We start from the raw sequence: 8951 nt of genomic DNA, 5'->3' as shown, positions 1-8951 counted from the left end.
ATCAGCGCCCGCGCCCGGGCGTGCCCTCGGCCGGTCTCGTGCCGTCCCGCCGTCACCACCCCGGCCCCCCCCCCGCCGCCCCCGCCGCCGCCCCCCCCGCCCCCCCCCCCCCGGGGTTCCAGGGAGCTGCGGGGCGTTACGCCTTCAGCGCCTTGTCGACGGCCTTCGTGAACTCGTCGGCCGTCATGGGGGCGTTCTCGCTGCCCTCGGCCGTGATCTTCTTGTCGTCCATCTTCACCGTCGGCGTGCCCTGCACACCGCTCTTGTCGAACGTCTTGGACATCTTGATCGCCCAGGCGTCGTACGTGCCGTCCTCGACGGCCTTCTGGAAGGCCTTGTTCCCCTTCAGCGCGTCGACCGAGTCGGCGGCCTCGATCAGATAGCTGTCCTTGGCGAACTTGTCGTCGCTCTCCTCGGGGTGGAACTTCGCCGAGTACAGCGCGGCCTTGTACTCCAGGAACGCCTCGGGGCTCACGTCCAGCGCCGCACCGAGCGCGCTCAGGGCGTTCTTGGAGCCCTCGCCGTTGTCGGTGTTGTCGATGAAGGTCGCGCCGACGTACTTCACCTTGTACTTGCCGGCCTCGACGTCCTTCGAGATCGTCTCGCCGACGCCCTGCTCGAACGTGGCGCAGACCGGGCAGCGCGAGTCCTCGTACAGCTCCAGGGTCTTCTTCGCGCTCGACTCGCCGACGACCACGGTCGTGCCGTCCTTGCCCGAGGTGTTCTTCGGCGCGGTGACGTTCTTCGCGTCGGCGGCCGCCTCCCAGGCGTCCGGCTTGTTCAGCTGCATCACGCCGTAGCTGATGCCGCCGACCACGGCGAGGGCGGCGACGACCGAGCCCGCCACGACGAGCTGCTTGCGGGTCTTGTCCTTCTTGGCCTGGCGCTCGCGCTCGGCGCGCAGCCGATCGCGGGCCGCTGCCTTGTTCGCCTGGGTGTTGCGCTTGCTCATGATCGTTCTCCGTGGGTACGTGTGTGGGGAGTGGGCCTGCCGTGCATCGCGCGTCGCCATGCCCTCAGGCAGCGGCGTACAGCACGGGCGGCGGGCCCCTGCGTCCCACACAGTGCACGAGGAAACGGGCGGTCAGCGGCGGATGCGGACGCCCGGCGGGCCGGGAGCGGCGGGCCGCGGCCCGCACCCCCGCGCGCACCACGGCGACCGCCGTCAGCAGCGGCCGGAACGCCAGCAGGGCCGCCGCGCGCAGCAGACCCGCGAGGGCCGCCTCGCCGCGCCGCAGCCAGGCCGCGGCGAGCAGCCCGACCGCCACATGGGCGGCGAGCAGCAGCCACGGCACCGCGGGCCCGGGCTGGGCGAGGAGCGCCGCCGCGCGGTCGCCCGCACCGGCCACATCGGCCAGCGGGGTGCCCACCGCGCCGACGCCCGCGATCCGGGCCCCGCCCGTGCCGACCTCACCGCCGCCGCACAGGACGTCGAAGCCCACTGCGCGCAGCGGGCCGGCGACCGGGCCGCCGGCCGCCCCGTAACAGAGGTGCTGGCCCGTGGTGAAGAGCGTGTCGGCGGCCAGCTCCAGCGGGACCAGCAGCCCCGCGATCGCCCCGAAGCCGCGCTCCCGGCCGGCCAGCGCATAGGCCACGGCGAAGACCGCGGCGGCCAGCAGGCCGACCGCGGTCAGCGGCAGCGGCACTCCGGAGAGCAGCACATGGGACGCCGTGGACAGGGTGACGACGAGCGCGGTGAAGACCGCCGCGCGCGCGACCCTGAGCTGCGTCCCTGAGATGTCCATCGCCGGAAAGTGTGTCATGCGTGGAGGTAAGCGGACCTTAAAAGAGGCTGAGAGTCCCCGGGACGCCGAAGATTCCTGGGGCGCCCCGGGGCTCTCCCTCCTTACAGGCCCGGGATCTTCCCGTTGCGGAAGAGGTCCACGAAGATCTGGTGGTCCGCGCGGGCCTGCGCGCCGTAGCTGTGGGCGAAGTCGACCAGCAGCGGTGCGAAGCCCTCCTCGTCCGCCGCGATGGCGGCGTCGATCGCCCGCTCCGTGGAGAACGGCACCAGCGAGTGGCCGCTCTCGTCGTCGGCGGCCGCGTGCATGGTGGCCGTCGCCCGGCCCAGATCCGCGACGACCGCCGCGATCTCGTCCATCTCGTCGATGTCGGACCAGTCCAGGTCGACCGCGTACGGCGAGACCTCGGCGACCAGCTGGCCCGCCCCGTCCAGCTCGGTCCAGCCCAGCCACGGGTCCGCGTGCGCCTGGAGCGCCCGCTGCGAGATCACCGTGCGGTGTCCCTCGTGCTGGAAGTACTCCCGCACGGCGGCGTCCGTGATGTGCCGGGAGACCGCCGGGGTCTGCGCCTGCTTGAGGTAGATCACCACATCGTTCTCCAGGGCGTCGCTGTTGCCCTCCAGAAGGATGTTGTACGAGGGCAGCCCGGCGGATCCGATGCCGATGCCCCGGCGGCCCACCACGTCCTTGACCCGGTAGGAGTCGGGGCGGGTGAGGCTCGACTCCGGCAGCGTCTCGAGATAGCCGTCGAACGCGGCGAGCACCTTGTAGCGCGTCGCGGCGTCCAGGTCGATCGACCCGCCGCCGTCCGCGAACCGGCGCTCGAAGTCCCGGATCACCGTCATCGAGTCCAGCAGCGAGAACCGGGTGCGCGAGCGGGCCGCGTGCAGCGCGTCCAGCAGCGGGCCGTCCGCGGTGTCCAGCGTGAACGGCGGCACCTCGTCGTTCTTCGCGCCCGTCGCCAGGGCGCGGATCCGCTCGCGGTAGGACGTGGCGAAGACCTGGACGAGCTCGGAGATCTGCTCGTCGGCGAGCGCCTTCGCGTAACCGATCAGCGCCACGGAGGCGGCGAACCGCTTCAGGTCCCAGGTGAAGGGGCCCACGTACGCCTCGTCGAAGTCGTTGACGTTGAAGACGAGGCGGCCGTTGGCGTCCATGTAGGTGCCGAAGTTCTCCGCGTGCAGATCGCCGTGGATCCACACCCGGCCCGTGCGCTCGTCCAGGAACGGGCCGCCGTGCCGCTCCCGCTCCAGGTCGCTGTAGAACAGGCAGGCCGTGCCGCGGTAGAAGGCGAAGGCCGAGCCCGCCATCTTGCGGAACTTGACCCGGAAGGCCGCCGGATCGGCGGCCAGCAGCTCCCCGAAGGCGGTGTCGAAAACGGCGAGAATCTGCTCCCCGCGCTGCGTTGCGCCGGTCTGCGTTTCCGACATTTCTTACTGCCTCCTGCGGTAGCTGACGTATGGGGTGGAACTGTGGATCGACGTGACCGAGTGCATGACAAAACGGACACCCATCCCGCCCTCTCCAACGCTCGGCGGAAGCCGGGAGTGCCCGTCGTTCGACTCCGTCACGTCGTAGACTTCCACGCTGTCCCCCCGTCCGTCATCGCCCGACTTCCCGGAGGCCCGACGCCGTGACCAAGCCGCCCTTCACGCACCTGCACGTTCATACCCAGTACTCGCTGCTGGACGGTGCGGCGCGGCTCAAGGACATGTTCGAGGCGGCCAACGAGATGGGCATGACGCACATCGCGATGACCGACCACGGCAACCTTCACGGGGCCTACGACTTCTTCCACTCGGCGAAGAAGGCGGACGTCACGCCGATCATCGGCATCGAGGCGTACGTCGCCCCCGAGTCGCGCAAGCACAAGCGCAAGGTGCAGTGGGGGCAGCCGCACCAGAAGCGTGACGACGTGTCCGGTTCCGGTGGTTACACCCACAAGACGATCTGGGCGTCGAACAGGACCGGGCTGCACAACCTCTTCCGGCTCTCCTCCGACGCGTACGCCGAGGGCTGGCTCCAGAAGTGGCCCCGGATGGACAAGGAGACCATCTCCCAGTGGTCCGAGGGGCTCATCGCCTCCACCGGCTGCCCCTCGGGCGAGGTGCAGACCCGGCTACGGCTCGGCCAGTTCGACGAGGCGGTGCAGGCGGCCTCCGACTACAAGGACATCTTCGGCGAGGGCCGGTATTTCCTGGAGCTGATGGACCACGGCATCGAGATCGAGCGCCGGGTCCGCGACGGGCTCCTCGAAATCGGCAAGAAGCTGAACATCCCGCCGCTGGTCACCAACGACTCCCACTACACGTACGCCCACGAGGCCACCGCCCACGACGCCCTGCTCTGCATCCAGACCGGCAAGAACCTCTCCGACCCCGACCGCTTCCGCTTCGACGGCACCGGCTACTACCTCAAGACGACGGACGAGATGTACGCCGTCGACTCCTCCGACGCCTGGCAGGAGGGGTGCGCCAACACCCTCCTGGTCGCCCAGCAGATCGACACCACCGGCATGTTCGAGGCGAAGAACCTCATGCCGAAGTTCGAGATCCCGGACGGCTTCACGGAGGTCACCTGGTTCCAGGAGGAGGTCCGGGTCGGCATGGGCCGCCGCTTCCCGAACGGTGTCCCCGACGACCGGCAGAAGCAGGTCGAGTACGAGATGGACATCATCATCCAGATGGGGTTCCCGGGGTACTTCCTGGTCGTCGCCGACTTCATCATGTGGGCCAAGAACAACGGCATCGCGGTCGGTCCGGGACGAGGCTCCGCGGCCGGTTCGATCGTGGCGTACGCGATGGGCATCACCGACCTCGACCCGATCGAGCACGGGCTGATCTTCGAGCGGTTCCTCAACCCCGAGCGCGTCTCCATGCCCGATGTCGACATCGACTTCGACGAGCGTCGGCGCGTCGAGGTGATCCGGTACGTCACCGAGAAGTACGGCGCCGACAAGGTCGCCATGATCGGCACGTACGGCAAGATCAAGGCGAAGAACGCCATCAAGGACTCCGCCCGCGTGCTGGGCTACCCGTACGCGATGGGCGACCGGCTCACCAAGGCCATGCCCGCCGACGTCCTCGGCAAGGGCATCGACCTCAACGGCATCACCGACCCCAAGCACCCGCGCTACAGCGAGGCGGGCGAGATCCGGGGGATGTACGAGAGCGAGCCGGACGTCAAGAAGGTCATCGACACCGCCAAGGGCGTCGAGGGCCTGGTCCGGCAGATGGGTGTGCACGCCGCCGGCGTCATCATGTCCAGCGAGCCGATCGTCGACCACGCGCCCGTCTGGGTCCGGCACACCGACGGCGTCACCATCACGCAGTGGGACTACCCGCAGTGCGAGTCGCTCGGCCTGCTGAAGATGGACTTCCTCGGCCTGCGCAACCTGACGATCATGGACGACGCCATCAAGATGGTGAAGTCCAACAAGGGCATCGACCTGGAGATGCTCTCGCTGCCGCTGGACGACCCCAAGACGTACGAACTGCTCTGCCGCGGTGACACGCTCGGCGTCTTCCAGTTCGACGGCGGGCCCATGCGCTCCCTGCTCCGCCAGATGCAGCCCGACAACTTCGAGGACATCTCCGCCGTCTCGGCCCTCTACCGGCCGGGCCCGATGGGCATGAACTCGCACACGAACTACGCGGAGCGCAAGAACGGCCGCCAGGAGATCACCCCGATCCACCCGGAGCTGGAGGAGCCTCTCAAGGAGGTCCTCGGCCTCACCTACGGCCTGATCGTCTACCAGGAGCAGGTCCAGAAGGCCGCCCAGATCGTCGCCGGGTACTCGCTGGGCGAGGCCGACATCCTGCGCCGCGTGATGGGCAAGAAGAAGCCCGAGGAGCTGGCGAAGAACTTCGTCCTCTTCGAGAAGGGCGCCAAGGAGAAGGGGTTCTCCGACGCGGCGATCAAGGCGCTCTGGGACGTCCTGGTGCCGTTCGCCGGATACGCGTTCAACAAGGCGCACTCCTCGGCGTACGGCCTGGTCACCTACTGGACCGCCTACCTCAAGGCGAACTACCCCGCCGAGTACATGGCGGCCCTGCTGACCTCGGTCAAGGACGACAAGGACAAGTCCGCGGTCTACCTCAACGAGTGCCGCCGCATGCGCATCAAGGTGCTCCCGCCGAACGTCAACGAGTCGCTGTCCAACTTCGCCGCCCAGGGCGACGACGTGATCCTCTTCGGCCTGACCGCCATCCGCAACGTCGGCCAGAACGTCGTGGACTCGATCATCCGGTCCCGCAAGGCGAAGGGGAAGTACAGCTCCTTCCCCGACTTCCTGGACAAGGTCGAGGCGGTCGTCTGCAACAAGCGCACCGTCGAATCGCTGATCAAGGCCGGCGCCTTCGACGAGATGGGCCACACCCGCAAGGGCCTCGTCGCCCACCACGAGCCGATGATCGACAACGTGGTCCAGGTCAAGCGCAAGGAGGCCGAGGGACAGTTCGACCTCTTCGGTGGCGGCGAGGAGGAGAGCGGCGAGCCCGGCTTCGGGCTCGACGTGGAGTTCTCCGACATCGAGTGGGAGAAGGCCTACCTGCTCGCCCAGGAACGGGAGATGCTCGGCCTGTACGTCTCCGACCACCCGCTCTTCGGTCTGGAGCACGTGCTGTCCGACAAGGCCGACTCCTCGATCTCCCAGCTCATGGGCGGGGACTACGGGGACGGCGCCATCGTCACCGTCGGCGGCATCATCTCCGGCCTCCAGCGCAAGATGACCAAGCAGGGCAACGCCTGGGCCATCGCCACCGTGGAGGACCTGGCCGGCTCCATCGAGTGCATGTTCTTCCCCGCCACCTATCAGCTGGTCTCCACCCAGCTCGTCGAGGACACCGTCGTCTTCGTCAAGGGACGCCTCGACAAGCGTGAGGACGTGCCCCGGCTGGTCGCCATGGAGATGCAGGTCCCCGACATCTCCAACGCCGGGACCAACGCGCCCGTCGTCCTCACCATCCCCACCGTGAAGATCACCCCGCCGATGGTCACCCGGCTCGGCGAGGTGCTCAGCCACCACCGGGGCGACACCGAGGTACGCATCAGGCTCCAGGGCCCCAGCAAGACCACCGTGCTCCGGCTCGACCGGCACCGGGTCAAGGCCGACTCGGCGCTCTTCGGCGACCTGAAGGTGCTGCTCGGCCCGGCCTGCCTGGCCGGCTGAGCCCCGGGCGGATCACCCGGACGACGACGAGAGGGGCGCCCCGCCGATGCGGGACGCCCCTCTCGCTGTCTTCAACGCCTGTCACTACTCAGTACCGCGAGCGGCCGACGGGTCAGTTGTGGCCGAAGCGTCGCTGATGCTTGCGCGCCACGTCGGACGGGCTGCCCTGGGCCTGAGCCTGCGGCTGGTTCTGCGACTCGTACGCCGTCGACTTGGCCTGCTCCGCACTACGCTCCGACGCGGACGCGCGGTCGTGCTGGCTGCCCTGCTTGCGGTTCTTGTTCTTGGCCATGGTGAATGCCTCCTGTGGGGAATCCTGGGGGGCCAGGACCGCTGTCAGACTCACATAGCGCCGCAAACACCGCATGTTGGATCATTACCGTGCGTAGCGGTTTCCGCGGCCGCATGCGTCCCACGGCCTCCGCCCGCCTCTTCCCGCGCCCCTTCTCCCTTCCTTTTCCTCTTCCTTTCCGGATCCGCCACGCCGATGATCCAGTTCCGGCCGTTAACCCCTGCGCGGTCGGGCAGACTCGAAGGAAACCCTGGGTAAGCGGACCCGGTCATCGAGGAGCGGGCCGCTGATCCGCTCCCGAGTTCTGGAAGAGGGTGGAACGCGTGGACCGTTGCGTCGTCCTGGTGGACGCCGGCTACTTGCTGGGCGCAGCCGCGAGTCTGCTGGCCGGAGAGCCCGCCCGTTCCCGCATCACCGTCGACCACGCCGCCCTCATCCAGGGGCTGCGCGAGCGGGCCGAGGCCGACACCCAGCAGCCACTGCTCCGCATCTACTGGTTCGACGGCGCCCCCGACCGGGTGCCCCAGCCCGAGCACCGCCGCCTCCGCGTGATGCCGCGCGTGACCGTACGGCTCGGCGCTCTGACCCGCAGCGACGGACGCTGGGCGCAGAAGGGCGTCGACGCCGCCATGCACGCCGAGCTCACCGAACTGGCCAGGAACCGGGCCTGCTCGGACGTGGTCCTGGTGACCGGCGACGGCGATCTGCTGCCCGGCCTGATGTCCGCCAAGGAACACGGGGTCGCCGTCCACCTCTGGGCCGTACAGGCCGCCGACGGCGACTACAACCAGTCCGAGGACCTCGTCGCCGAGGCCGACGAACGGCGCGTCCTCGACCGGGCCTGGATCACCAGGGCCGTACGCGCCAAGGACCTCGGCGGCGCGTGCGCCCCGCAGCCCGCCACCCGCCCCGAGATCACCGCGATCCTCTCCGCACCGCTGCCCGAGGCGGCCCTCGCCGCCTCCGCCGAACGCGCCTCCGAGGCGGCGGCCCAGGCCGCCGCGGCCCGCTACGGCACCGGCAACCACGGAGTACGCGCGCTCGCCGGGTCCATCCCGCTCCACGAGGAGCTGGAGGCCGAGGTCGCCACCGTCGCCGAGCGGGAGGCTGCCATCGTCTTCGGTTCCGGCTACGCCGCCAACGTGGGAACCATCGGCGCCCTGGTCGGCCCCGGCGACACCGTCTTCGTCGACAAGTACGCCCACGCCAGCATCGTGGACGGCTGCCGCCTCAGCGGGGCGACCGTGGTCCGCTTCCGGCACAACGACACCGAGCACCTGGCCCGCCGCATGGAGGCCGCTGCCCCCGGCGGAGTCCGCCTGGCCATCGTCGACAGCGTTTACTCCATGGACGGCGACATCGCGCCGCTGCCCCGGCTGCGCGAGGTGTGCGACGCCCACGAGGCGCTCCTGATGACCGACGAGGCCCACGCCCTCGGCGTCATCGGCCGCACCGGACTGGGCGTGGAGGAGCACTTCGACCGGCAGGTACGGGTGGACGTCAAGCTCGGCACCCTGTCCAAGGCCATCCCCTCCATGGGCGGCTGGGTCGCGGGATCGGCCGAGCTGATCGGACATCTTCGTTATGCCGCGCGGCCGTTCCTCTTCTCCGCCGCCCTCGCGCCGGCCGCGGGGGGGGCCCCCCCCGGCGCCCCCCCCACAAACCAAACAGCACACAAATTAAACAAACCCGCGCCCCACACGAAAAAAAACCGAAAACCCGAAAAAAAAAACACGGAGAACAAGAA

At 69.2% G+C, this 8951-nt stretch carries 6 protein-coding genes; 2 read left to right on the top strand and 4 right to left on the bottom strand.

Translation table 11 applies throughout. The annotated features are described in order from the left end of the window. Positions 1-136: 136 nt before the first annotated feature. From JS521_RS08080 to JS521_RS08070, 3 genes are all read right to left on the bottom strand, one after another. Positions 137-952, bottom strand: coding sequence for a DsbA family protein (locus JS521_RS08080; RefSeq protein WP_205082043.1), 816 nt, complete (start codon positions 950-952; stop codon positions 137-139). A 64-nt stretch (positions 953-1016) separates the two neighbouring features. After that, positions 1017-1745 carry a hypothetical protein gene (locus JS521_RS08075; protein ID WP_205082042.1) on the bottom strand — a complete coding sequence of 243 codons (729 nt, stop codon included), beginning with the start codon at positions 1743-1745 and terminating at the stop codon, positions 1017-1019. Positions 1746-1846: 101 nt separating this feature from the next. Then, positions 1847-3172 carry a DUF2252 domain-containing protein gene (locus tag JS521_RS08070; protein WP_205082041.1) on the bottom strand — a complete coding sequence of 442 codons (1326 nt, stop codon included), beginning with the start codon at positions 3170-3172 and terminating at the stop codon, positions 1847-1849. A 203-nt stretch (positions 3173-3375) separates the two neighbouring features. Here JS521_RS08070 and dnaE point away from each other — a divergent pair, with 203 nt between their 5' ends. Beyond that, positions 3376-6912 (top strand): DNA polymerase III subunit alpha, encoded by a 3537-nt coding sequence (dnaE, locus tag JS521_RS08065; RefSeq protein WP_205082040.1) that lies wholly within the window; start codon positions 3376-3378, stop codon positions 6910-6912. A gap of 112 nt (positions 6913-7024) precedes the next feature. On the opposite strand, the gene JS521_RS08060 is transcribed toward dnaE, so the two are convergent. After that, positions 7025-7204, bottom strand: a complete 180-nt coding sequence (locus JS521_RS08060) for a hypothetical protein (RefSeq protein WP_018957500.1) — start codon at positions 7202-7204, stop codon at positions 7025-7027. Positions 7205-7527: 323 nt separating this feature from the next. Between JS521_RS08060 and JS521_RS36505 the strand changes: the two genes are divergently transcribed. Further along, a partial coding sequence (locus tag JS521_RS36505) for an aminotransferase class I/II-fold pyridoxal phosphate-dependent enzyme (protein ID WP_307847808.1) occupies positions 7528-8951 on the top strand: 1424 nt, incomplete at its 3' end.

Source organism: Streptomyces durocortorensis (genome assembly GCF_016901035.1).
GTDB lineage: Bacteria > Actinomycetota > Actinomycetes > Streptomycetales > Streptomycetaceae > Streptomyces > Streptomyces durocortorensis.
Note: the sequence above shows the minus strand (reverse complement) of the source record. Positions and strands in the feature narration are given on the sequence as shown.